This is a genomic window from Bacillus sp. JK74, assembly GCF_053663395.1.
This window is the reverse complement of sequence record NZ_JBSJQB010000002.1, coordinates 876319-896773: the sequence shown is the minus strand read 5'-3', so window position 1 is coordinate 896773 and position 20455 is coordinate 876319. Positions and strand designations below refer to the sequence as shown.

Here is a 20455-nt window from a genome sequence, read left to right as displayed (position 1 = left end):
ATTATGGCCGATTCTGCCGAGGGCACATGTGAATTATGCGGCCGCCATCATGTGCGGCTGACGGAGCACCACTTAACGCCTAAGGAAGAAGGCGGGACATTCCTTCCGACCGCAATGCTCTGCATCCCTTGTCATAAACAGATTCACGCGCTCTATACGAATCAGGAGCTTGCGGCAAGGCTCGCGGGAATAGAAGAGCTGCGGCGTGACCCGAAACTCGCGCGGTTTGTGAAATGGATCAGAAAACAGCCGCCGGAAAAGCTTGTAAAAACAAAAAAAGCAAATGAACGAAAATAACGCTGAACCAAAAGCAGCCCTCTTCTGAAAGAGCGGCTGCTTTTTAGGCGTTTCCGACCACATTTTGATCGCTGACATCGGGGTCTATATAGTTTGTCGCATTGACAACGTTGTTTAATAACAGGAAATCTCCGGTATTGCCTGCTCCCGAACCGAGCGCAGATTTAGAAGAGCTTTTTGGAGAAAGGTAAAAGGAATCACCAAAGTTTACGACTCCGCCCGATATGGAATTGATAGCTATAGGTCCGGTAATTGCTGGCATAAACGACACCCTTTATAGAAGTCTCACCGTCATTATATGTCAGGGCTGCTGTGATTGTGAGCTTGGCGTGAAGATCTGCCTAATATGTTTCAGCCGCGAATCTCCCAGAACGACCGACGTCGATCCGATTTGAACCACGGACGCTGACGATACCCCTTGAACTTTCACATTCCTTACCCGAATTGAAGGATTTTCATGGCAGAATGCGCTTTGGACTCCCGTTTCCGGTAACGGCATGACGGCCGGCTGCCGAAAGATCTGGTATTCTTTTTTGTTAAATGAGCCTTCATCATCTCTGTATACAGCAAGACTACGCTGATCGGCCAATACTTTGATCCGCATATTGATTTCATTCGTATCGCCTGCTTGAAAGACACTCGCAATCCCGACTGAATTGATTTTGGCGTTCCGGAGGCGTGAAATGCGCTTTAACATTATTCCGGCGCCAGCGGCACATAAGGCCCGATAATAAGAGATTCCGGAGGCGTGTCAAAGATGGAAGACAGATAGACGGAATCGGTGTCGCCGATTAATAATAAGGAAGAACTGGATACACCGGTAGACCGGATGTCGCCGACTTCAATGTTCCGGTTAATCACTGTAAAAATCATGACGGATCATCACCTTTCATTTCACCAGGTATGTGTTTAATAAAGTGCTCGACGGCCCTGACAATATCACGCTTCACATGTTCGGCAATCTGCTCGGCATATTGCGCGGGCGCCGTATTTTCTTCTTTCGGGACATGGGACAGATAATACTGAATCCGGCTGTCCATCTGCTTTCTGATATCTTCAATAATATGATATTTGTTCGCTTCGTCCAGCCTGCTCTCATACTGAGTTTCGAGCTGCTCTAAAAGCGCGGGGATTTCTTCATTCAGGTACATATCGACGTTTTGACGGATTTGCTGCATTTGCTGGCCCGCCTGTTCCTGCTGCATCATTCCGACCTGCGGAGATGTCTGGCCGACTTCGAAGTTTTGCACGGCATTCGGATCAGTCGGATTCAATCCGATATTCAGCGTTCCTTCCAGCCGTTCAATTTTCAGCTGATCAAATTTATACTCGAGCCGATCAATTCTTGTAGAAGGCTGCTGCTTCAGCGTTGAAATTTCATTTTGGAATTCTTTCAGCTGCCGTTCGAGCTCCTGAATCTGCTGCGCCTGCTGCTGGACGAAAGAATTTAAATTCTGCAGGTAGGATGAAACGGATTGATCATACATGACATTCACCTCGCGTCTCGTTTCCTTCATTAAAACTACCGGCTTGGCGGCTGGAGCGGTACAAATGATGAGGTGCCGGGACCTCCCCCTGTTGTTACAGCCTGCTGCCCCGCGGTGACAGGCGGCGCCGGCTCGACATAACTCCCTGTGTTGTACAGATTGGAAAGAGATTTAATTGAACCGGCGCTTCCGATTTGCAGTATGGAGGAATTACTGACAGATTCTACACGCATGTAATTGATATGGATCGACTGATTGACGTAAAAATTCATACGGCGCCTCCTTTATGCGTTTCCTGCCATCGGCTGATCGATTACATCATTATCGTACACATTCGTTGAATTCCTGTAATTCGTCAGTGTGAGATTGTCTCCGGTATTGAAGCTGCCCGCTCCGGCAAATGTCTTAACCTCTGCTTTTGGAGAAATGGTGATGCAGTCGCCTATATGAACGACTCCGCTCGTACCGACGGCATTAATTTTAAACGCTCCGACAATTGCGGGCATACGAGCACATCCTTTTCGTGAAGATTTTCATGACTGCACTCCAGGAGCTTATCTGGGCTGCCTGCCTAAAATAGCTTATGACAAATGCACATTTTTGTGAGCGGAAAAAACTTTAGACGTAAAAACACCGGCGCTTTACGCATGCCGGGTCTTATACATAAATGATACAGATTTATATACATATCACGTTTATGAGAAAGCCTCTTTTTTTTCGCGGCCGTGCTGAATCTGTGCGGCCGGGTTCGGCCCGCTGTCTTTCGTTTGTTGGATGAGCCCGCCCCGGCACCCGTTTAAAAGGCTGTCCAGCTCCTGGCTGCACCTGATGGTCTCCGTTGCATTGATTCCGAATTTTTGCGCTGTCTCGAATAAAGTTAATCTTTTTTCTTCAATTTTGTTCATCGTGTGATCTCCAATTCTCGATTATTTTGGAAAACATAGGATGATAATAGTATAACCCATTTTGGCCAAGAAGGTTTTATTTCGTCAATATGACTAAAAAAGTGACAATTTTTGATACTCTTTTACACTTATTTTCAGCCTGTTTAAAAGAGGGATTTCCCGCCCGGAGGAAGAATACATAAAGGAATGCCAGATTTAAAAATGATGGGGGATTAACATGAAATTTGCGACAGGGGAACTGAACAGCCGGAAATTTGTCGGTCTGATTATTGATGATAACAAAATTTTAGATCTGCAAAAGGCTGAAAAAAAATTGTTTGAACTTGAGACGATTCCGGGTTCGCTGATCGAGTGCATTCAAAAAGGAGATAAGTTTGTCGCGCATGCCGGACAGCTTGCGGAATGGGCGAAAAAACCGAATGACGAGTCGGGTTCATTTATGTATGCGCTGTCTGACGTAAAGCTTTGCGCGCCTATTCCGAGACCTTCAAAGAACGTGATCTGCATCGGGAAAAATTATCGTGATCATGCCGTTGAAATGGGGAGTGAGGCGGATATACCGGAGCATCCCATGGTTTTTACGAAAGCCCCGGCTGCCGTTACAGGACACGGAGAAACAGTGAAGAGCCACTTGGACGTAACGGAGCAGCTTGATTATGAAGGGGAGCTTGCGGTAATCATATCAAAAAGCGGATCGCACATCTCCAAAGAACATGCGCTTGATCATATATTCGGCTATACAATTGTAAATGATATCACAGCGCGCGATCTGCAGAAAAAACATAAACAGTTTTTTATCGGCAAAAGCCTCGATACGACATGCCCGATGGGCCCGGTCATTGTACATAAGTCGGCCGTCAGCGATCCGCAAAGCCTGAAAGTTGAAACGCGGGTGAACGGTGAACTGCGCCAATCAGGATCAACGGGTGACATGATATTTCCGATAGCTGAATTAATCGAGACGCTGTCAAAAGGAATGACGCTTGAAGCCGGTGACATTATAGCGACGGGGACGCCGTCCGGTGTCGGAAAAGGATTTAAGCCCCCGAAATTTTTAAAGCCGGGGGACCGTATTGACATTACAATTGAACCGATCGGCACGCTGTCGAACCAAATCGGATAATTGTGTGTCTTTCGCACGATTGATAATGCTCCGATCGGCTTGTTGTGGTACCATAAGTGAGGCAGATTGATCTGATAGGGGGAATTGAACATAATGACACATTGGCATATTACTTCATGGGTCGTTGCGCTTATCCTGGTGTTTGTCAGCTACGGGCTGTACGGTGCCGGAAAAGCGAAGGGCGCAAAAATTACGCATATGATTCTGCGCTTATTCTACATTATTATTATTCTGACCGGAGCTGAGCTTTTTGTCCGTTTTGCGAATTGGAACGGAGAGTACGCCGGAAAAATGCTGCTCGGCATCATTACCATCGGACTGATGGAAATGCTCGTCATCCGTAAGAAAAAAGGCAAATCAACCGGCGGACTGTGGATCGGTTTTATTATCGTGCTCGTCCTGACGGTGCTGCTCGGCCTTCACTTGCCGATCGGCTTTCACGTATTTTAATCAATCGCTTGAAAAACCCGGATGCATCCGGGTTTTTTTAGTTGCGCAACTGTGCCGCTGAATGAGAAATGCCGTGACAGGGGGATGGTGATGAGGCGAAGGAGATGTGCAGGATGCCAAAAGCATCAATCACTCTTGTTGCCGTAAAAGCTACGGCTGTGAAGGGTAAAAGCAAACGCCGGCCGTCAATCAGCGTGAAAAACAAAGCTGAATACATCAGGCGGCACCTATTTAAAAGGTGCCGCCTGTTTGTTACGCGGTGCCGTCTTGTTTTGCCGCTGAATACATAATGGAGCGCCGCCCGTCAGATGCCGTCCATTCAAATCTGTCGTGTTTACCCGGGCTGCCGCGATGATGCTGAAGGGCGCATTGTGCGTCATCCGCCGAGAAGTGATAAAACGAAACGCCTTCACCGGAAAACAGCGCCTGATTGTAGGAAAATACGCAATCATATACAGACAGGCCGAACCCGTGCAGATGGCTGAGAAACAGCAGAAACGTTTCATCGTCCAGCGAATCGAGCAAGGTTAACAGCGGCCGTTTGACCGCTTTTTCATAACGGATTTCTTCCCCGCCGAGCAGGGGGATGGTGTCTGCGCCGATTTCGGCCGCACCGCCGCAAATCCGTGCCGGCTGCCATCGGCCGCCGCGTTTCATCAATACGGCTGCGTTTCCGAGACTGTCTGCAAGCAGGATATCGCCTTCATCGTTTTCGACGAGGCAGATGCCGTCCTCTATCATCAGTGTGCCGCGCCCCCATTTGTTTTTTTCTGAGAAAAGCTGTTTTCGTTTCATAACCGTGCCGGTCTCCTTTGTTTGTTTCTTCTCTTCCGTTCTTTCCAAATCAGGCTTGTCTCATACAAGTCTTAGTGGGACAAATCAACTATCAGCGTTTCTTTGCATAAACTGGGTAAAGTGCTGATAGAAACGAATTTGATACCGACAGAAACGGGATTGGAGCTGATATCACATGTGTGGAATTGCGGGTTGGGTCGATTTTCAAAAGCAGCTCGTCCAAGAGAAACATATTATGAACAATATGATAGACACTCTTTCAAAACGAGGGCCTGATGATTCAAACGTCTGGGGAGAGCCCCATGTTTTATTCGGACATAAAAGACTTTCGGTCGTTGACATTGAAGGCGGCCGCCAGCCGATGGCCTGCACGCATCAAGAGGAAACGTACACCATCATTTATAATGGCGAGCTGTATAACACGGAGGAATTGCGGAAGGAGCTTCAGGCGAGGGGCCACCGTTTTGAGAGGACCTCTGATACAGAAGTGCTGCTGCACAGCTATATTGAGTGGCGGGAGGAGTGCGTGGACCGCTTGAACGGTATTTTCGCTTTTGCCATCTGGGATGAAAAGCGCAAGCGGCTGTTCGGGGCAAGAGACCGGCTCGGCGTCAAACCGTTTTTTTATAAAGAACACGGCTCTTCCTTTCTGTTTGGGTCGGAATTGAAAGCCATCCTTGCTCATCCTGATGTGAAAGCCCGCACAGACAGCGGCGGACTTGCGGAAGTATTCGGACTCGGGCCGTCCAGAACTCCGGGCTGCGGGGTGTTTAAAGGAATTTACGAGGTGCGTCCCGCCCATGCGTTCACTTTCTCAAAGGACGGTTTGTCCATATGGCGTTATTGGAATGTAAAGAGCGAAAAGCATACAGACAGCTTCGATGAAACCGCCGCTCACATTCGGTACTTATTTCAGGATGCAGTGACACGCCAGCTCGTATCTGACGTGCCGGTTTGCACGTTTTTATCAGGGGGGCTTGATTCGAGCGCGATAACCGCGATAGCCGCCGCTCATTTTGAGAAACAAGGAAGAGATCCCCTTCATACTTATTCAATTGATTATGAGGAGAACAGCAAATTTTTTAAAGCGAGCGCCTTTCAGCCGAATGATGACGGCCCGTGGATCGATAAAATGACAAATGCATTCGGCACACAGCATCATAAATGCGTGATTACGCAGGATCAGCTGGTTGAACATCTGGAGGAATCCGTTCTCGTCAGAGACCTGCCGGGCATGGCTGATGTTGATTCATCGCTATTATGGTTCTGCCGGGAAATTAAAAAAGATTTTGTCGTGAGTCTTTCCGGAGAATGCGCGGACGAAATTTTCGGCGGATATCCGTGGTTTCACACCGCGGCAGAAGAAGACGGATTTCCTTGGATGAGGTCGACTGAGGAGAGGATCACGCTCTTGGATGAAAAGTGGCAAAAACGGCTGAATCTTAGAGAATACGTGAATGCGAGATATGAAGAAACCATTGCGGAAACGCCGCTGTTAGACGGTGAGACGGGAACAGATAAAGCGAGACGGCAGCTGTTCTACTTAAATATGCTTTGGTTTATGACAAATCTGCTCGACCGCAAAGACCGCATGAGCATGGGCGCAAGTCTTGAAGTACGGGTGCCGTTCGCCGACCACAGACTTGTGGAATACGTTTGGAATATTCCTTGGGAAATGAAAATGCATGGCAGCCGGGAAAAAGGCATTTTGCGGAAAGCGCTTGAAGGACTGCTTCCTGAAGATATTTTGTACCGCAAAAAAAGCCCTTATCCGAAAACGCATCACCCGAAATACACGCAGGGGGTCACAAAATGGCTGAAAACGATTTTGCAACAGAAAGATTCCGTGCTTCACACCCTGCTTGACAGAAAGAAGCTGGAAATGCTGCTGGAGACAGAAGGTTCATCTTTTCAGGTGCCGTGGTTCGGCCAACTGATGAAAGGCCCGCAGCTGATCGCCCATCTTGCCCAGATCCATACATGGTTTGAGGCGTACCGTATCGATATAGAAGAATAACAGTGCCGCGACCGGTTTCCGCTGAAGGATATCGGTCTTTTTATTGTGAAACATATGGTACACTAAAAAACAGAGGAGTGATACCATGACCGAATATGAAACATGCGCCCAGCTTGCCGAGGCGCACTTTCCTTTATATAAACGGACTTTCTCATCCCTGCCGCCAAAAAACAGGCGGGCCGCATGGGCGGTGCTTGCTTTGTTTCACGAAGCTGATCGGCTCGATGTGCAGGAACTTGGGGGATTTGAACAGGCGGCACAAGACTTTCTGAACGGGGCACGCGCCGACGGCTTTTTGTGGGAGGCGCTCACCGATGTGCGGCAGCAATTTGCGCTTGAAGAAGAGCCGTTGCGTGAGTTTATCGCCGGCCACATCTCTGACAGAGAAAAAGTAACGTATCAAGAGTTTGATGACCTGCTGATGTACGCGGGCCGAACAGGCGGAGCCCTCGGCCTGCTTCTGCTGCCGGTTTGCGCGCGCCGGAACCAAGAGAAACTCCGCCATGCAGCCGTTTCATTAGGAGCAGCCATTCAGCTGACCCGGGTGCTTCTGGGGATTCATACGGACGAGCTGGCGAAAAAGCGTCTCCCGCGCCAGGTGATGAAGCAATTCGGCTATACGGAAGAAGAGCTGGAGAGCCATACCGTCAACAAAGCTTTTATGAATGTATGGGAGTACATCGCATTTGAGGCCGAGGCGTATTTCGAGGAGGCGTCTGAAGAGCTGGAGCTGTTTCCGTTATACTCAAGGCCCGCCGTTACCGGTTTGCTGGCACATTACCGGCCAGACCTCGGTGACATGAGAAAACGGCTTTCGCAAGCATAAAAAAAACGCCCGGCTTCTTAACGAAGCTTCGGGCGTTTATGCAATCCCTTTTTGAATCCAAATCCGCGACCGCCATCTTCTGTACATAAGAATGCCTCTGACCCATTCATCCGCGATAAATGAAATCCAGATGCCCATAAGCCCCAATCCAAAATGGATGCCGAACAGATAAGCGAGAGGCAGTCCGATACCCCACATGGAAATCATCGCCATGTAGACGGGGAATTTTGCATCTCCGGCAGCCCGCAGCGAGTTGATGATAATGACATTGAATGAACGGCCGGGCTCAAGAATGATCGTCATGGCGATCAGCATGCTCGCCGTCGCAATAATGTCAGGGCTGCTTGTGAAGATTCCGATCAGCTGCTTTGAAAACAAGGTCATGATCACGGATGTCAAAGCGGCAATGCCAAGCGCCCAGTACAGACTTTTCATGCAGCGGTCATAAGCGTCGTCAAACCGTTTGGCGCCGATATATCTGCCGATCAAAATCTGTGTGCCCTGGCTGATCGCCGTTCCGAACAGCAGGATAAACATGGTGATGTTTTGTGTATAAACCTTTGTTGTAAGCGCCTGAGCGCCCATAATGGCGATAAAATAAGTGACAACCATTTGTGAAATGTTGTAAGACAGCTGTTCGCCGGCAGACGGAATCCCGATTTTCAGGAGTTTCCGCAAGTGCTCTTTATGGACGTGAAAAATCTTTTGCCATGTCAGACCGAGTCCGATGCGTTTTTTGACGATTACAATCATCGCGATCAGCCCGATGATCCGCGCAAAGGACGTTGACATCGCAACACCGGCGACGCCTAACACCGGAAGGCCGAGCGGCCCGAAAATGACAAGAAAGTTTCCGGCAATATTTAAAATATTCATCCCGATCGTAACGAACATCGTATCCTTCGTATGACCGTAGCTTTTTAAAATGGCGCTGAACGTCATAATCAAAGCCTGAATGAAGGACAGCCCGCCGACCACCTGCAAAAAGACTTTGGCATCCGGCATCAATTCATTGGAAAGACCCATCACATGAAGCAGCGGAACGGCCGCAAAAAATATGGCGGCGCTGATGGCGAGACTGATGACAAAGTTCGCTCCTATTGATACATAAGCCACTTCCTGCGCCTCTTTTTTCTGTTTAGATCCTAAAAACTGTGAAATCACAATTGTCGTACCCGTTGCGATAAAGCTGAACATCACGATAATTAAATTTAAAATCTGATTGCTGACACCCACGGCCGCCACACTGTTGTCAGAGTATTGGCTAAGCATAAGAGTGTCGGCGTTTCCCATAAACATATATAATGAAACCTCAATAAATATCGGCCAAGTCAGCGCGTATAATGAGAGTTTGTGATCAGAGGATTGTTTGAATGCAGCCCGTTTTAAAATCGCTTGTTTCATTTCTTTTAACCCCTTTCCTGAAAAAATCAACGTTTAAAAGTGTACCTCCATTTTCTTATAATAAAAAGGGAGAGAAACGAAACTTCTTGCAAAAATCCGACTTAAAAAGGAGGGCCGGAAATATGTCCTTTCTCGAGTTCACAGTCCCTCCGTTCCCGGTCTTTATCGCTGCGGGAGAAGGAGTGTTCAAAAAAGGCGAAACCCATGTGAGACGGGTCTTCCCGGTGTTTGATCTGCTGTATGTGAAAGAAGGCGTCCTCTACATTACAGAAGACGAAAACGCCTTTTCCGTTGAAGCGGGAGAATATATTCTGCTTTCTCCCGGGCTTGAACATTACGGAACAAAAGGCAGTGAAGAAACGACATCCTATTCGTGGCTTCATTTTGAAGGAGCGGATTATGAGGTGACGGAAACAACCGGGAACAACTGGTCGGAGCTGAGGCGAAAAAAAGGGAGCTTTGAAGAGCCGTCCCGCTACCGGCTGTCCCTGCCGCAAAAAGGGAAGGTGAGACGCCCGCAGTTTATGGCCGGGCAATTCAGTGTGCTGACAGATGACAGCGCCGAGAACTCCGACCTGCCGCTAAGAAAGCAGATTCTGTTTGAAGAGCTGCTGCTCCATCTTCAGAAAGAAGCGTTCCAAATCCCGTCCGCAAAGGAAAGAGTCGCATGGGAGGCCGCCCGGTACCTGCAGGAGCACTATCAGGAGAAAACAACCATCAAAGCGCTCTCTTCGGCTCTTCATTACAACCAAGACTACGTGACCCGCTGCATGCAGCAGGTGCTCGGCGTCACGCCCGGCCAGTATACGAACAAAGTCAGAATGACGGAGGCGAAACGTCTTTTGTCCGCAACCAATGACAAAATGGGGGCGATCGCAGACGCCATTGGCATGGAGGACCCAACCTATTTTTCCAAACTGTTTAAACAGATTGAAGGCATTTCGCCGCTTGAATACCGCAAATTCGTAAGCCGGAAAACGGAGGACCTAATACCAGAGAACAGAAGAGGGATCGGTAAGCATGAAAATGACAATTTACGACGTGGCCGAAAAAGCGGGCGTCTCCATCTCGACCGTCTCGCGGGTCATCAACAATACGGGGAGAATCAGTGACAAAACCCGCCGGATGGTGCTCCGTGTCATGGAGGAGATGGACTATCATCCGAATGTTCACGCATCCGCTTTGACGGGCAAAAAGACGAATATGATCGGCCTGATCACCCCGGACATTTCAAACCCGTTTTTCGGGGAACTGGCGAAAAGCATTGAAGACAGCGCCGGTGTACTTGGGTTTCATATCATTATCTGCAGCACCGATTATCAGCCTGAAAAAGAAACGAAGTATTTTTCGATGCTGCGGCAGAAGCAGGCGGACGGCATTATATTCGCGACGGGACTTGATCATGATGACAGCGTCACGGCGCTTGATGATATTGTGAAATCGGGCATCCCGCTTGCGATGATTACGCAGGATAAACCGCTCGCGCCGATGGACGTCGTCATTATCGATGACTTTCTCGGCGGCTATACGGCGGCTGAGCATCTCATATCTTTAGGCCATGAAAGAATTGCCTGTATCGTCGGAAACGGTTCGACCACGGGTGAAAGAGACAGAATCAAAGGTTTTCAAAAAGCGCTGCGGGAAGCGGGGATGACACTAGATGAATCGCTGATCATACCGACGGAATATTCGCTGGAAAGCGGAAAACAGGCAGCGGGCGAGCTGTTTGACAGAGACCTTCCGACCGCCGTTTTCGCCTTTAATGATGTCTTGTCATGCGCGGCGATACAGGCGGCGCGCTCCCGGGGCATTCGAGTGCCGGAAGACTTGTCCGTCATCGGCTTTGACAATACCATTCTCGCTGAAATGACGGCACCGCCGCTCACGACGATTTCTCAGCCCATCCGCGAAATGGGGCGGCGTGTCGTTGAACTTCTCATTGATGAGATTCAAGGGAAGAAAAAAACAAAAAGCAAAATCATTTTATCTCCGGAACTCGTCATCAGGCATTCTACGGCACCGGTAAAAACGCGCCCTCAGCGATAAGGGCGTTTTTTTCTGTGAAAAACATTGTCAAACGAGCGAAAAGCATTGTAAAATTAAAACAGCTTTGGAGAAAGCGCTTGCGCAAATACTGCGGGTTGCACAAGCAAAGAAAGCCAACAGCTTGAGTTATAAATAAAACGCTTTCAAAATAATAATTTCTGTTTAATAAGGGAAACCGCTTGCTCAATTACGGCATGCGGCCTCAAGAAAAAAGGAGCGGTGATAGATGACAGATCAAGTCAGATGTGCAGTGCTGGGATTAGGACGATTAGGGTATTTTCATGCGAAGCATTTAGCCGGCGAAGTGCGGGGAGCCGAACTTGCGGCCGTCTGTGACCCGATGAAGGGGAAGGCGGAAGCGTGTGCGAAAGAATTAGGAATCGCCAAATGGACGGAGAGCCCGTATGAACTGCTGGAAGATCACACGATTGACGCCGTCATCATTGTCACGCCGACAAGCACACATGCGGAAATGATCATGAAGGCTGCTGAAAACGGCAAGCACATCTTTGTTGAAAAGCCGCTCACCCTGAGTCTTGAGGAATCGATTAAAGTCATGAAAAAAATCGAAGAAACGGACGTCATCTGCCAGGTCGGTTTTATGAGGCGGTTTGATCCGGCATACGCCGACGCGAAAAGAAGAATCGACGCCGGGGAAATCGGCAGACCCATTTATTATAAAGGATTTACAAGAGATCAAGGCGCACCGCCCGCGGAATTTATCAAACATAGCGGAGGGCTTTTCATTGACTGCTCGATTCATGATTACGACATCGCGAGATATCTCATGAATGCTGAGGTTACGTCCGTGAGCGGGCACGGGAGGGTTTTAAAGCACCCGTTCATGGAGGAGTGCGGCGATGTCGATCAGGCAATAACGTATCTTGAGTTTGATTCAGGCGCGGCCGGCGATGTGGAGGCAAGCCGAAATTCTCCGTACGGCCATGACATCCGCGCCGAAATAATCGGGACGGCGGGAAGCATTTTAGTCGGCACGCTGCGGAACAGCCATGTCACCATTTTAACGGAGTCAGGCAGCAGCTACGAAATTATTCCGGATTTTCAAGCCCGCTTTAAAGACGCTTACCGTCTGGAGCTTGAGCACTTTGCCGAATGTGTGAAAAAAGGGGAAACGCCGATTGTGACAGACATCGATGCCGCGATTAACTTAGAAATCGGGATCGCCGCGACGGAATCTTTTAAAACCGGAAGGCCTGTAAAGCTTACCCCGGGCGCCCCCAACTATGCCGGATTATGATAGATTCGAAGTGAAAAAGCAAAGGCACGGGAGGCCTTTGCTTTTTTATGATTCGTATGAGAAAAAAATGTAGTCAGTCGGCACACCTTTATAGCCCATTTGGTGAAGCATCGCGCTTATATTGCCGCGATGGTATGTGCCGTGGTTCACAATATGCCGGATCACATCGGCATATGTCGTCTGGAGCGTTCCCATGCGCGGATGAGAAATGGAGATCGGGCCTTCCGTGTTCTCCAAGTCTCTTAAAAATTCGCTGTATTCTTTGTCCAGTTCAGTCATTCTATGTTCAACCGCCTCAAAATCTCCGTCAAGCTTTTCAAATTGATCAAACTGCGAGACGATTTGTTCGTAAGTTTCTCCGTAAAGCACGTGAAGCCAAATGTAATCCGCCCGGTATATATGCACAAGCACGGCGTTCACAGTCGGAAAAACACTATCCAGTTTCTGCTGTAAGCTTGCCGCGGGCAGGCTCTTCAGATGCTGAATAACTTGCTCATTTGCCCATCTGTGGTAGTGATACAGCTTTAAAATGTCTGACATTCCAATTCCCCCTCTTCCTACCGGTACATTCAACATGACCTGGCCGAATTCCTTTTATCGAAACAAAAGCGCCGCAAAATAAAAAGCAGCACCCCACATCACCAATGCCGAGCATTGATACAGGATGCCGAGGAGCCGGCCGCCTGTATCCGCCGTTTGGACGAGCCGTCCCGCGAATGCCAGTCCGGCGAACCATACCCAGGAAACCATGATACAAGCACCGGCAAACAGTCATTTATCAATTCCCGGATAGGCGGCGGAGCTTGTGCCGATGACACTGACAGTATCCAAAATCGCATGCGGGTTCAAAAGGGATACCATGGCGGCCGTGACCGCCTGTTTTTTTGCCGTGAAAACTGTTTTTTTCGCCTGTTCGGCCTGCGGTTTGCTTCTCCAAGTCTGCCAGCCTAAAAAACTGAGAAACAAAAAGCCGCCTATAAGCATGACGGTCTGAAAAACGGGAATCTCTGCAATAATCATTGACACGCCTGCGACGGCCGCGCTGATGAGAATCGTATCGCATACCGCCGCGGCAATCACTGCGGGAAACGCCTGCCACACATGTTTTTGCCAGGCTCCCTGCTGAAAAATAAACACGTTTTGCGCGCCCAATGGCAAAATAAGGCCGAAAGCGAGCATCACTCCGTGAAGAATGGCATTCATATCGTAAAACCCTCCAATCGTCAACTACATCTCATTGTAGCCGCACTGTGTGCTGATGTCTCCGGCCATTTGGCTGGTACTTAAACCAGCCAAATGTATAATAAATAAAGAAGGAGGGATGACGTATGAACAGCTGGCGTCCGGATCGGGAGTCGCACATACCGCTTTATCTCCAGATCGAACAGCATATAAAAGAAAAAATACTTCATGGCGAATGGACCATTGGCACGAAAATTCCCTCACAAAGAAAGCTCGCCGAGGAGCTTCAGGTCAACCGAAGCACAGTGACGGCAGCAGTTGATGAGTTAATCGCCCAAGGTCTTCTGGAAGGAAAAAGAGGGGGAGGCACAAAGGTCGTCAACAATACGTGGAGCATCATGGCAGCGGCTAAGCCCCTTGATTGGAGCACGTACGTTACATCGGGGAGTCATCAGCCGAATTCATCCTTGATTCAGGCCATTAATCAAAACGAGCCGCGTCCGGATCTGATCAGGCTGGGGACGGGTGAGCTGAGTCAAGAGCTGCTGCCTGAGCAGGAGATGGCCGAACTGTTCCGTGAAGCGGGAACTAACATTTTTGCGCTCGGCTATGAAGAACCGAAGGGCAGCCTGCAGCTTCGGCAAAGCGTCGCGGAACATTTGAAAACAAAGGGGATTCACGCGTCCCCGGCATCCATCGTAATCGTCTCAGGGGCGCTGCAGGCGCTTCAGCTCATTTCAATCGGGCTGCTAAAACCAAACTCCGTCATGCTGGCTGAAAACCCGTCGTATCTCCATTCCCTGCGTGTGTTTCAATCAGCGGGCGTCAGGCTTAAGGGAGTGCCGATGGATGGGAGCGGAATCAAAACGGATCATCTTCCCGCTTACCGTCGGCAATACGAAGCGGGGCTGCTGTACACCATTCCGTCATTCCATAATCCGACCGGAACGGTAATGTCACTCAAGCGGCGGAAGGAACTCATCGCGCTCGCAAGAAATCACCGTCTGCCTGTCATTGAAGATGACGCATACGGTGATATATGGATCGATAAAGAACCGCCGCCTCCGTTAAAATCCATGGACGGTGAGGGGAATGTACTGTATATCGGTACGCTGTCAAAAACCGTAAGCCCGGGTCTGCGCATCGGATGGGTCGTCGCCCCTGAGCCGGTTGCAGACAGGCTCGCCGATATTAAAATGCAGACGGATTACGGCTCCAGCGCATTATCTCAATGGGCGGCATGTCAATGGCTGTCAAGCGGCCGCTATGAAGCGCGTCTTTTGCGTCTCAGAAAGGAACTCAAAATCAGGAGAGATGCGGCATTGTGTTTTCTTGAAAGATACGCGGGAGATATTGCGGAGTGGCGGGTGCCGGAGGGGGGCTTTTATATTTGGGTCACCTTTCATAAAGCATTCGCCGTTCAGACGCTTTTCACCCGTGCCTTGGAGTCCGGCGTGCTGATCAATCCGGGAGCTCTCTATCTTCCCGAAGACCGGCAAAGCCTGCGTCTTTCCTATTCGTACGCATCTTTACCGGACTTGGAAAAAGGCATTCAAACGATAGCGGATATTGCCCGCCGTTTCGTTTAATAAAAGATCACGTCACAATGGCTCCGAGCGCTTCTGCGAATGTAGCGGCATGCGCCGGAGAGATGCGGCATCCTTTCAGCTTATCAAGCGAGACATGCAGATGATCAAATGTGCACGTGCTGATATCCATATTAAAAAGAGACGTGCCGATGAAGTTTGCGCCGTTCAAATCACAGACGTCAAGATCTGTGTATTCAAGAACGGAATCATTCCACTCACTTTCTGAAAGGCCGCACGAGTCAAAACGGACATGCTTCATATTGGAATAGCTGAAGGAGCTGTAATTTGCGAGGCAGTCTTCAAACCGTACATGACGCATGGCGGAATCCGCCAGATTCAAGCCGAGAAGTTTTGAATGCTGAAACGCCGTTCTATGGATGATGCTTCCGCTGAAATCAGCGTTTGAGACATCGCATTTGTCAAACAGGACATCCGTACATTCCATATGTCTGAAAGAGACATCCGTAAAAACGATGTTTCTGAAAATGACTTTTTCGGCACGCAGGCCGTCCAGTTTGCCGTTTACGATGCCGTTTTCAATGATGACTTCTTTGAGCTCCTCATCCTGAAGCGCTTCAGTGAAAGAAAGCACCGGCAATTCTTTCGGGATTTTCGGTTTTTGGATCGTATTCATCTCATACTCCCTTTTCTAAACATAATAGCTGAAATCGGCAATTGGCAGATATCGCTTTCTGCCTGCCATCCTTGCTGTTGCGTAATGCACAAAGGGTATTAAAAAAGCGGGAGGGCGTCAATAGTGTCGCATATAAAAGCAGACGTGACATTCAAGGTAATACCCTTAGAGACATGTCCCCAAGGGCTTTTGTCTGTTTCAGGCGAGTTCTTTATACATGATCACATGCGGGCCGATGCCGGGTATGTCAAAGGGGCTGCCCGTGCTTTTCCAGCCGAGCTTTTCGTAATATCCCTTCACGTGGCATCTGGCGTTGCACCAGACAAGCGCCGCCCCCATATCTGCCAGTTTTCGTTCCGCATAGGCGATTAACGTGCTTCCCGCTTTTTGCGTCCGGTATTCTTCAAGCGTCGCCATGCCGCGCAGCTGGTAGGCGGGCGCCGCCTGTAAAGCCTGCTGGTTCTGCGGGTAGAAAGAAGCGATGCTGATCAATGTCCCGTCGTAAAAACCTCCGAGATGAAATGCTCCTTTGACGCTGTCCTGATCATATTTACAATCCTCAATCGTCTGATGGGGGCGCAGCACGCTGTGTCTGATGGCGTATGTGTCTTCTGCGGTGATGGGTTTTACTTCAACCATAAAAAATCCTCCTTTGCTTGATTCTTTTTCTGTATCGTACCATGAAAAAGCCGCCTGTCATATCAGGCGGCCTCTTCCGCGTCAATGCAAATATACATCAGCCCGCTTTTCATCCTTTTGCTTAATATAAGCTGCAAGCTCTGATGTCAAATCAGAACGGAGAAACGGGGTGATTAAATAAATTCCGTTAAACAGTTCGCACGCCGTGTCGAGAAGCGACTTGGCGATGGCGAGGCCTTCGGCTTTCTGCTTTTGCTTGTCTTCGCCGGCGAGCGCCATTTTTTCCCGGATGCTGTCTGACAGCTTAATGCCCGGGATTTCATGATGAATGAACTCTGCGTTGCGGCTGCTCGTTAACGGCATAATTCCGATATACACCGGTGTTTTGAGATGTTTCGTTTCATGATGAATGTCAATGAGCTGCTGCTCGGAGTAGACAGGCTGGGACACGAAGTAGTCAGCTCCGCACTCGATTTTTTTCTCCAGCCGTTTTACTGCTTTATCAAGATGGCGGACATTCGGATTAAATGCTCCGGCTACGGAAAAGTTCGTTTTCTTGCCGAGCGGTTTCCCTGATAAAGAAATGCCCTCGTTGAATTGTTTAATCAGCCTGATCAAGTCAAAGGACGTTAAATCATAGACGGAGGTAGCCCCCGGAAAGTCGCCGATTTTTGAAGGATCACCCGTGATGGCTAAAATGTCGGTGAGCCCGAGCGTATCCAGCCCCATTAAATGTGACTGAAGGCCGATGATGTTGCGGTCTCTGCATGTAATGTGAACGAGAGAACGGATATCAAGGCGTTCTTTCAGCAATGAACCGCAGGCGGCATTGCTGATCCGCGGTGTCGCCAATGAATTGTCGGCGAGCGTCAGCGCTTCTATGCCGGTTTCTTTTAATTCAGCCGCCGCTTGCAGAAATTTGTCAAAATTCAATTTTTTCGGCGGATCAAGCTCTACGATAATTGACCGTTTTTGAGCGGCGATTTCGTTTAAACCAGGCTCGGTCCGTTCATTCCGGACGGAGATGATTTCTTCTTCCCGTCTGATTTTCACTTCTTTATCAGTGACGGGAGAAAGTCCGCGGACCGCTTCAGCCATGGCTCTGATATGGTTTGGCGTCGTACCGCAGCAGCCGCCGATAATGCGCGCGCCCTGAGTGCGGAACTGTACGGCGCTCTCCCGGAAATAGGCATCGTCCGTATCATAAACAAGCCGGCCTTCTTCTAAAGACGGAAGGCTGCTGTTCGGATAGACCGATAAATAAGCGTCACGGAAAATCGGCACTTCGGTGAGCGCTTCAATCATGTGGTACGGGCCGAGCCGGCAATTGATTCCCGTTATGTCAGCGCCGAGATCGGCAATTGACCTGAGGGCTTCCCGAAGCGGCGTTCCGTCCTGCAGCACGCCCTGTTCGTGCATGGATACGTTCAGCATAATCGGAAGTTCCGTTTCTTTTCTCGCTATCTTCAGCACTTCGCGCGCCTCTTCTAAATCATAGTATGTTTCCAGGAGCAGACCGTCCGGCTCTTCGTGAAGCAATAAATAAAGCTGCTCCCGAAAGCTGCGTTTAATCTCCTCCAGGCTGTAGGCGTTTTTGTTAAAGGTGCGGATGCCGCCCATCGTTCCCAATACATAAGCGCCGTCTGAGGAAGCGCGCGCGATTCTGACCGCCTCCTGATTGATTTTTTTCGTTTCATCCTCAAGTCCGTATCTTGAGAGCTTAATAAAATTCGCGCCGTACGTATTTGTCTGGATGATGTCTGCCCCGGCTTCGACGTAAGCCTTATGTATCCGCTTGATTTCCTCGGGCTTTGATACGTTCAGTTCCTCAAAACATCTGTCAATGCCGTAGGAATAGAGGAGAGTGCCCATCGCGCCGTCTCCGATTAAAATCCGTTCTTTTAAGTCTTGTAATAGTCCCATTGTTTGCCTCCTTCGTCACATTCAGCAAGGAAAAAAGAGAAATAAAAAAAGTCTTCTTAAGAAGAAGACTTTGTAATCATTTGTCTCTCTTCTTATCTTCCAAGCTGTTTTTAGCTTGCTGGATTTAGCACCTTGGTCATGGTTTGGGTTAAACCATTACACCGGTTGCTGAAGCGTCGTCGGGCCAGTCCCTCGGCTTCTCTTGATAAGAACGTTCATATAATTGTCATGGGTTTCCAAAACTTAACTGTGAAAATCCCTTTCTCCAAATTTACCGAAAATAGAGACAATAATCAATAGGAATCACATAATTTATCTAAAATTAATAAATTGAACGTCAATCGGCAGGTCTGCCCCGCGGACGGCTGCAATAATCTGCTGCAGATCATCTTTATTTTTTCCGGTGACGCGCACTTGGTCGTCCTGAATCTGAGACTTGACCTTCAAGCCGGAGTTTTTAATCACCGCGTTGATTTTTTTGGCGCTGTCTTTATCAATGCCCTGTACAAGCTTCGCGCGCTGGCGCACCGTGCCCCCTGAGGCATTTTCGATTTTGCCGTATTCAATGTTTTTCGTCGGCACGTCCCGTTTGATCAGCTTGCCGCTCAGCACATCTTTGAGCTGATTCAGTTTAAACTCGTCATCAGAAATCAGGACAAGTTCTTCCTTTTCTAAAGTTACATCGCTTTTCGATCCTTTAAAGTCATAGCGCGTGCCGATTTCTTTCAGCGTCATCTGAATCGCATTCTGCACTTCGGGAAATTCAACTTTGGATACAATATCAAAAGAACTTTCTTTTGCCATGAGAAAACCTCCTATAACATTTCACTTATGAGTTGATTATAGTAGAATAAAGAGAAATGTCCAACTGCATAAAGCATGAATTTATGCATATTGGAAAAAATGAGAAAAACATCAGCCCCATACGGGCGAATCAGGAAGGACGATAACATGAGACCAGGGCAGCAGCTCACGCTTAGTATAGATCACCAAACCGATTTCGGTTATTTTTTAACCGACGGCGAGGATACGGTTCTTTTACATAACAGTGAAATTACAGAGGATATTGAAGACAGAGATGAAGTGGACGTATTTATTTACGTCGATCATCAGGAAAGACTCGCGGCGACGATGAAAAAGCCGCTCATCAGCTTTTATGACTACGGATGGGTGGAAGTGACGGACGCTGTGGAGGATATGGGCGTATTCGTCGACGTCGGTCTGTCAAAAGACGCGCTCGTCGCAACGGAGCACCTGCCTCCGTACAAATCCGTCTGGCCGCAAAAAGGCGACAGACTGTATTGCATGCTGAAGGTGACAAGCAGCGGACGCATGTTTGCCAAGCCGGCGCCTGAGGATATCATCAGTGAATTATTTACGGATGCAGAGGAAGACGTCATGAATAAAGACCTGACAGGCACGGTGTACAGACTGATCGCATCAGGCTCTTTTCTGATTACCGATGAAGGCATCCGCGCGTTTATTCACCCTTCAGAAAGAAAAGAAGAGCCGAGACTCGGCAGCCGCGTGACGGGGCGTGTTATCGAGGTGAAGGAAGACGGCTCCGTCAACATGTCCCTGCTGCCGAGAAAGCAGGATGCGCTTTCGGTTGACGCGGAGGAGATTCTGACCTATCTGAGATCAAGAAACGGCGCGATGCCTTACGGAGACAAAAGCGATCCTGACGATATCCGCGAACGGTTTCATTTAAGCAAAGCCGCCTTTAAGCGGGCGCTCGGGCACCTGATGAAAAACGGCAAAGTGTATCAGAAAGACGGCTGGACATACGAAAAACAATAAATTTTCTGCAAAAACATCGGTGAACCAAAACCGGTGTTTTTTATTTTCTCAAAAGCTCCTATATCCCTCATTTGTTTATC

At 48.9% G+C, this 20455-nt stretch carries 23 protein-coding genes, 2 pseudogenes and 1 riboswitch; of the genes and pseudogenes, 10 read left to right on the top strand and 15 right to left on the bottom strand.

Features of this window, described 5'->3' with window-relative positions; translation table 11 throughout:
- The first annotated feature begins 3 nt into the window (after positions 1 to 3).
- Complete coding sequence (locus ACWJJ5_RS09010; protein WP_070081602.1) at positions 4 to 297, top strand: hypothetical protein; 294 nt, start codon at positions 4 to 6, stop codon at positions 295 to 297.
- Between the two features lie 43 nt (positions 298 to 340).
- On the opposite strand, the gene ACWJJ5_RS09005 is transcribed toward ACWJJ5_RS09010, so the two are convergent.
- The 7 genes from ACWJJ5_RS09005 to ACWJJ5_RS08975 all read right to left on the bottom strand — a co-directional run bounded on the left by ACWJJ5_RS09005 (position 341) and on the right by ACWJJ5_RS08975 (position 2689).
- Positions 341 to 559 (bottom strand): spore germination protein, encoded by a 219-nt coding sequence (locus ACWJJ5_RS09005; protein WP_003155143.1) that lies wholly within the window; start codon positions 557 to 559, stop codon positions 341 to 343.
- 39 nt (positions 560 to 598) lie between these two features.
- The gene (locus ACWJJ5_RS09000) at positions 599 to 994 is read right to left on the bottom strand and encodes a spore germination protein GerPE (RefSeq protein ID WP_003155142.1); all 396 of its coding nucleotides are present in this window, start codon (positions 992 to 994) and stop codon (positions 599 to 601) included.
- On the bottom strand, positions 994 to 1170 hold the full coding sequence (locus ACWJJ5_RS08995) for a hypothetical protein (RefSeq protein WP_003155141.1): 177 nt from the start codon (positions 1168 to 1170) through the stop codon (positions 994 to 996). Before ACWJJ5_RS08995 ends, ACWJJ5_RS09000 begins: the two co-directional genes overlap by 1 nt.
- Complete coding sequence (gene gerPC / locus ACWJJ5_RS08990) at positions 1167 to 1784, bottom strand: spore germination protein GerPC (protein ID WP_031378472.1); 618 nt, start codon at positions 1782 to 1784, stop codon at positions 1167 to 1169. The genes ACWJJ5_RS08995 and gerPC overlap by 4 nt, the downstream gene beginning before the upstream one ends.
- Before the next feature lie 35 nt (positions 1785 to 1819).
- Positions 1820 to 2056, bottom strand: a complete 237-nt coding sequence (locus ACWJJ5_RS08985) for a spore germination protein GerPB (RefSeq protein WP_003155138.1) — start codon at positions 2054 to 2056, stop codon at positions 1820 to 1822.
- Positions 2057 to 2068: 12 nt separating this feature from the next.
- A complete protein-coding gene (locus ACWJJ5_RS08980; protein WP_003155135.1) occupies positions 2069 to 2290 on the bottom strand; it encodes a spore germination protein in 222 nt (73 codons plus the stop codon).
- A 189-nt stretch (positions 2291 to 2479) separates the two neighbouring features.
- A complete protein-coding gene (locus ACWJJ5_RS08975) occupies positions 2480 to 2689 on the bottom strand; it encodes an aspartyl-phosphate phosphatase Spo0E family protein (protein WP_025649564.1) in 210 nt (69 codons plus the stop codon).
- Positions 2690 to 2906: 217 nt separating this feature from the next.
- Between ACWJJ5_RS08975 and ACWJJ5_RS08970 the strand changes: the two genes are divergently transcribed.
- Together ACWJJ5_RS08970 and ACWJJ5_RS08965 are read left to right on the top strand one after the other, a co-directional pair.
- Complete coding sequence (locus ACWJJ5_RS08970) at positions 2907 to 3812, top strand: fumarylacetoacetate hydrolase family protein (RefSeq protein WP_454022357.1); 906 nt, start codon at positions 2907 to 2909, stop codon at positions 3810 to 3812.
- A gap of 93 nt (positions 3813 to 3905) precedes the next feature.
- Positions 3906 to 4262, top strand: coding sequence for a YisL family protein (locus ACWJJ5_RS08965; RefSeq protein WP_003155128.1), 357 nt, complete (start codon positions 3906 to 3908; stop codon positions 4260 to 4262).
- A 252-nt stretch (positions 4263 to 4514) separates the two neighbouring features.
- Here the strand turns inward: ACWJJ5_RS08965 and ACWJJ5_RS08960 are convergent, their stop codons facing one another.
- On the bottom strand, positions 4515 to 5057 hold the full coding sequence (locus ACWJJ5_RS08960; RefSeq protein WP_448197439.1) for a DUF2777 family protein: 543 nt from the start codon (positions 5055 to 5057) through the stop codon (positions 4515 to 4517).
- A 175-nt stretch (positions 5058 to 5232) separates the two neighbouring features.
- On the opposite strand from ACWJJ5_RS08960, the gene asnB reads away from it, so the two are divergent.
- Both asnB and ACWJJ5_RS08950 read left to right on the top strand, forming a co-directional pair.
- A complete protein-coding gene (gene asnB / locus ACWJJ5_RS08955) occupies positions 5233 to 7074 on the top strand; it encodes an asparagine synthase (glutamine-hydrolyzing) (protein ID WP_278071713.1) in 1842 nt (613 codons plus the stop codon).
- An 85-nt stretch (positions 7075 to 7159) separates the two neighbouring features.
- Positions 7160 to 7900, top strand: a complete 741-nt coding sequence (locus ACWJJ5_RS08950) for a squalene/phytoene synthase family protein (RefSeq protein WP_454022356.1) — start codon at positions 7160 to 7162, stop codon at positions 7898 to 7900.
- A gap of 36 nt (positions 7901 to 7936) precedes the next feature.
- Here ACWJJ5_RS08950 and ACWJJ5_RS08945 read toward each other — a convergent pair whose 3' ends face one another.
- A complete protein-coding gene (locus tag ACWJJ5_RS08945; protein WP_003155121.1) occupies positions 7937 to 9304 on the bottom strand; it encodes an MATE family efflux transporter in 1368 nt (455 codons plus the stop codon).
- A 122-nt stretch (positions 9305 to 9426) separates the two neighbouring features.
- Between ACWJJ5_RS08945 and ACWJJ5_RS08940 the strand changes: the two are divergent.
- From ACWJJ5_RS08940 to iolG, 3 genes and pseudogenes are all read left to right on the top strand, one after another.
- Positions 9427 to 10287 (top strand): annotated as a pseudogene (locus ACWJJ5_RS08940) (AraC family transcriptional regulator); the annotation flags it as partial.
- Between the two features lie 37 nt (positions 10288 to 10324).
- Positions 10325 to 11350 carry a LacI family DNA-binding transcriptional regulator gene (locus ACWJJ5_RS08935; protein WP_024085105.1) on the top strand — a complete coding sequence of 342 codons (1026 nt, stop codon included), beginning with the start codon at positions 10325 to 10327 and terminating at the stop codon, positions 11348 to 11350.
- A 226-nt stretch (positions 11351 to 11576) separates the two neighbouring features.
- Complete coding sequence (iolG, locus tag ACWJJ5_RS08930; protein WP_063174190.1) at positions 11577 to 12608, top strand: inositol 2-dehydrogenase; 1032 nt, start codon at positions 11577 to 11579, stop codon at positions 12606 to 12608.
- A gap of 45 nt (positions 12609 to 12653) precedes the next feature.
- On the opposite strand, the gene ACWJJ5_RS08925 is transcribed toward iolG, so the two are convergent.
- Both ACWJJ5_RS08925 and ACWJJ5_RS08920 read right to left on the bottom strand, forming a co-directional pair.
- Positions 12654 to 13148, bottom strand: coding sequence for a DinB family protein (locus tag ACWJJ5_RS08925; protein WP_058906695.1), 495 nt, complete (start codon positions 13146 to 13148; stop codon positions 12654 to 12656).
- Between the two features lie 54 nt (positions 13149 to 13202).
- Positions 13203 to 13811: pseudogene (locus ACWJJ5_RS08920) on the bottom strand (LysE/ArgO family amino acid transporter).
- 125 nt (positions 13812 to 13936) lie between these two features.
- On the opposite strand from ACWJJ5_RS08920, the gene pdxR reads away from it, so the two are divergent.
- On the top strand, positions 13937 to 15379 hold the full coding sequence (gene pdxR, locus ACWJJ5_RS08915) for a MocR-like pyridoxine biosynthesis transcription factor PdxR (protein WP_454022355.1): 1443 nt from the start codon (positions 13937 to 13939) through the stop codon (positions 15377 to 15379).
- A gap of 7 nt (positions 15380 to 15386) precedes the next feature.
- On the opposite strand, the gene ACWJJ5_RS08910 is transcribed toward pdxR, so the two are convergent.
- The 4 genes from ACWJJ5_RS08910 to ACWJJ5_RS08895 form a co-directional block, all read right to left on the bottom strand.
- Complete coding sequence (locus ACWJJ5_RS08910; protein WP_454022354.1) at positions 15387 to 16013, bottom strand: pentapeptide repeat-containing protein; 627 nt, start codon at positions 16011 to 16013, stop codon at positions 15387 to 15389.
- Positions 16014 to 16211: 198 nt separating this feature from the next.
- Positions 16212 to 16652, bottom strand: a complete 441-nt coding sequence (locus ACWJJ5_RS08905; RefSeq protein WP_007409151.1) for a GNAT family N-acetyltransferase — start codon at positions 16650 to 16652, stop codon at positions 16212 to 16214.
- A gap of 81 nt (positions 16653 to 16733) precedes the next feature.
- Positions 16734 to 18575, bottom strand: coding sequence for a bifunctional homocysteine S-methyltransferase/methylenetetrahydrofolate reductase (locus ACWJJ5_RS08900; RefSeq protein WP_070081610.1), 1842 nt, complete (start codon positions 18573 to 18575; stop codon positions 16734 to 16736).
- Positions 18576 to 18664: 89 nt separating this feature from the next.
- A riboswitch (SAM riboswitch) is annotated at positions 18665 to 18787 on the bottom strand.
- A 100-nt stretch (positions 18788 to 18887) separates the two neighbouring features.
- Positions 18888 to 19379: a YajQ family cyclic di-GMP-binding protein gene (locus tag ACWJJ5_RS08895; RefSeq protein ID WP_003155112.1), complete on the bottom strand. Its 492-nt coding sequence runs from the start codon at positions 19377 to 19379 to the stop codon at positions 18888 to 18890.
- 99 nt (positions 19380 to 19478) lie between these two features.
- Between ACWJJ5_RS08895 and ACWJJ5_RS08890 the strand changes: the two genes are divergently transcribed.
- Complete coding sequence (locus tag ACWJJ5_RS08890; protein ID WP_454022353.1) at positions 19479 to 20375, top strand: CvfB family protein; 897 nt, start codon at positions 19479 to 19481, stop codon at positions 20373 to 20375.
- The last annotated feature ends 80 nt before the right edge of the window (positions 20376 to 20455 follow it).

What these genes read in the sequence shown, in the direction of transcription:
- ACWJJ5_RS08895 (WP_003155112.1), bottom strand. Translation starts at nt 19,379, where the DNA reads ATGGCAAAAGAAAGTTCTTTTGATATTGTATCCAAAGTTGAATTTCCC.
- ACWJJ5_RS08970 (WP_454022357.1), top strand. Translation starts at nt 2,907, where the DNA reads ATGAAATTTGCGACAGGGGAACTGAACAGCCGGAAATTTGTCGGTCTG.
- ACWJJ5_RS08910 (WP_454022354.1), bottom strand. Translation starts at nt 16,013, where the DNA reads ATGAATACGATCCAAAAACCGAAAATCCCGAAAGAATTGCCGGTGCTT.
- ACWJJ5_RS08975 (WP_025649564.1), bottom strand. Translation starts at nt 2,689, where the DNA reads ATGAACAAAATTGAAGAAAAAAGATTAACTTTATTCGAGACAGCGCAA.
- asnB (WP_278071713.1), top strand. Translation starts at nt 5,233, where the DNA reads ATGTGTGGAATTGCGGGTTGGGTCGATTTTCAAAAGCAGCTCGTCCAA.
- ACWJJ5_RS09000 (WP_003155142.1), bottom strand. Translation starts at nt 994, where the DNA reads ATGTTAAAGCGCATTTCACGCCTCCGGAACGCCAAAATCAATTCAGTC.
- iolG (WP_063174190.1), top strand. Translation starts at nt 11,577, where the DNA reads ATGACAGATCAAGTCAGATGTGCAGTGCTGGGATTAGGACGATTAGGG.
- ACWJJ5_RS08960 (WP_448197439.1), bottom strand. Translation starts at nt 5,057, where the DNA reads ATGAAACGAAAACAGCTTTTCTCAGAAAAAAACAAATGGGGGCGCGGC.
- ACWJJ5_RS09010 (WP_070081602.1), top strand. Translation starts at nt 4, where the DNA reads ATGGCCGATTCTGCCGAGGGCACATGTGAATTATGCGGCCGCCATCAT.
- ACWJJ5_RS08945 (WP_003155121.1), bottom strand. Translation starts at nt 9,304, where the DNA reads ATGAAACAAGCGATTTTAAAACGGGCTGCATTCAAACAATCCTCTGAT.
- ACWJJ5_RS08890 (WP_454022353.1), top strand. Translation starts at nt 19,479, where the DNA reads ATGAGAAAAACATCAGCCCCATACGGGCGAATCAGGAAGGACGATAAC.
- ACWJJ5_RS08965 (WP_003155128.1), top strand. Translation starts at nt 3,906, where the DNA reads ATGACACATTGGCATATTACTTCATGGGTCGTTGCGCTTATCCTGGTG.
- pdxR (WP_454022355.1), top strand. Translation starts at nt 13,937, where the DNA reads ATGAACAGCTGGCGTCCGGATCGGGAGTCGCACATACCGCTTTATCTC.
- ACWJJ5_RS08905 (WP_007409151.1), bottom strand. Translation starts at nt 16,652, where the DNA reads ATGGTTGAAGTAAAACCCATCACCGCAGAAGACACATACGCCATCAGA.
- ACWJJ5_RS08950 (WP_454022356.1), top strand. Translation starts at nt 7,160, where the DNA reads ATGACCGAATATGAAACATGCGCCCAGCTTGCCGAGGCGCACTTTCCT.
- ACWJJ5_RS08980 (WP_003155135.1), bottom strand. Translation starts at nt 2,290, where the DNA reads ATGCCCGCAATTGTCGGAGCGTTTAAAATTAATGCCGTCGGTACGAGC.
- ACWJJ5_RS09005 (WP_003155143.1), bottom strand. Translation starts at nt 559, where the DNA reads ATGCCAGCAATTACCGGACCTATAGCTATCAATTCCATATCGGGCGGA.
- ACWJJ5_RS08985 (WP_003155138.1), bottom strand. Translation starts at nt 2,056, where the DNA reads ATGAATTTTTACGTCAATCAGTCGATCCATATCAATTACATGCGTGTA.
- ACWJJ5_RS08995 (WP_003155141.1), bottom strand. Translation starts at nt 1,170, where the DNA reads ATGATTTTTACAGTGATTAACCGGAACATTGAAGTCGGCGACATCCGG.
- ACWJJ5_RS08935 (WP_024085105.1), top strand. Translation starts at nt 10,325, where the DNA reads ATGAAAATGACAATTTACGACGTGGCCGAAAAAGCGGGCGTCTCCATC.
- gerPC (WP_031378472.1), bottom strand. Translation starts at nt 1,784, where the DNA reads ATGTATGATCAATCCGTTTCATCCTACCTGCAGAATTTAAATTCTTTC.
- ACWJJ5_RS08900 (WP_070081610.1), bottom strand. Translation starts at nt 18,575, where the DNA reads ATGGGACTATTACAAGACTTAAAAGAACGGATTTTAATCGGAGACGGC.
- ACWJJ5_RS08925 (WP_058906695.1), bottom strand. Translation starts at nt 13,148, where the DNA reads ATGTCAGACATTTTAAAGCTGTATCACTACCACAGATGGGCAAATGAG.